The following is a 1,611-nucleotide window of genomic DNA, read 5'->3' on the forward strand; positions in this document are numbered from 1 at the left end:
CCATCTCCCCCGATGATATTGCTATACTCGCTTCAGGCGATCGCAGTGCTCCGTTAGAGTTGACGTTTTTTGCCCATGATGGAAAAAAGGTGTATGAAAAAGGGGAAAAAGAAGAGGGGGCTAAGCTCTATCGAACCCTTGTGGGGATCGAAGAGAAATATCGCTAATAGAAGATCTTAATTTATAGTTGCAGGATCAGTGATATAGCCCGTGATTGCTGATGCAGCAGCCACGGCAGAGTTGGCGAGATAGACTTTGGAAGAGCGTGAACCCATACGTCCTACGAAGTTACGATTGGTTGTCGCAACGGCTACTTCGTTGTCCCCTAAAATCCCCATATATCCACCTAAACACGCACCGCAGGTCGGGTTAGAGACAACACCGCCCGCATCGATGATGATGTCCATGTAGCCGAGTTTCGTCGCTTCGCGTGCGATACGTTGTGTCCCTGGGGTGACGATAAGACGGACATCCGGATGAACACGTTTACCCTCTAGGATTTCAGCAGCGATTTTAAGATCACTCAATCGTCCGTTTGTGCAGCTGCCGATGAATGCTTGATCGACTTTGATTTGGTCACTGACCGCTTGAGAGAGGCTGTGTCCGTTGGATGGCAAGAACGGATAGGCGATAACCGGTTCGAGATTAGCCACATCGATTTCGAGCACCTGAACGTAGGTTGCGTCTTCATCGGAATAGTGAATTTTCGGTTCCCGTGCGAGAGGTTTATCGGCCAGGAATTCTGCCGTGATCTCATCGTACGCAACGATACCGCTTTTCGCTCCCGCTTCGATTGCCATGTTACACATTGAAAATCGATCATCCATGGTGAGGTGAGGGATGGTGCTTCCGACAAATTCGAGGGTACGGTAGAGCGCCCCATCAACTCCGATCATGCGGATCACTTCGAGGATGACATCTTTACCTGTCGTGTATTTGCCCGGTTTGCCGCTGAGGACGACTTTGATCGACTCAGGAACTTTAAACCAGTTCCCTCCGGTTACCATCGCAAATGCCAAATCGGTCGAACCCATCCCCGTAGAGAAAGCTCCCAGTGCTCCGTGGGTACAGGTGTGGGAGTCGGCACCGATGATGACGTCACCCGGAACAACCAACCCTTTTTCAGGGAGAAGAGCGTGTTCGATACCCATATCTTTTTCATCAAAAAAGTTTTTCATTTGATGTTTTTTAGCGAAATCACGGCTGATGCGCGCTTGGTTTGCCGAAGCAATATCTTTGGCGGGGATGAAGTGATCGAGGACGATGGAGAACCCATCAGGATTAGCGAGCGCAGTGGCACCCGAATCTTCGAACGCTTTGATCGAGATAGGGGTAGTGATGTCGTTTCCGATGACCATATCGATAGGTGATCGGACGATCTCACCCGCGTAAACGGTACGTCCGACGTGCTCGGAGAAGATTTTTTCAGTAATGGTTTGGCGCATAAGAGTTACCTTTTAAGGGCTAAATAATGGCGCGATTATACCATACTGACCCTTAGCGTTTCGAGATCATTATATAGATTTAATCACCGCTAGGCCCGTTATGACAATCATAACAGGTAACTTTTTGACCCGCTGTATAGGTTTTCGTTTTACCTTCAACACTCAG

Annotated in this window: 1 protein-coding gene; it reads right to left on the reverse strand. The window is 48.9% G+C overall.

Features of this window, described 5'->3' with window-relative positions:
* Positions 1-176 precede the first annotated feature (176 nt).
* Positions 177-1,445, reverse strand: a complete 1,269-nt coding sequence (locus WA010_RS11410) for a 3-isopropylmalate dehydratase large subunit (RefSeq protein WP_422557237.1) — start codon at positions 1,443-1,445, stop codon at positions 177-179.
* Between the last annotated feature and the right edge of the window lie 166 nt (positions 1,446-1,611).

The sequence above is a fragment of the Sulfuricurvum sp. genome (assembly GCF_049305995.1).
Classification (GTDB): domain Bacteria; phylum Campylobacterota; class Campylobacteria; order Campylobacterales; family Sulfurimonadaceae; genus Sulfuricurvum.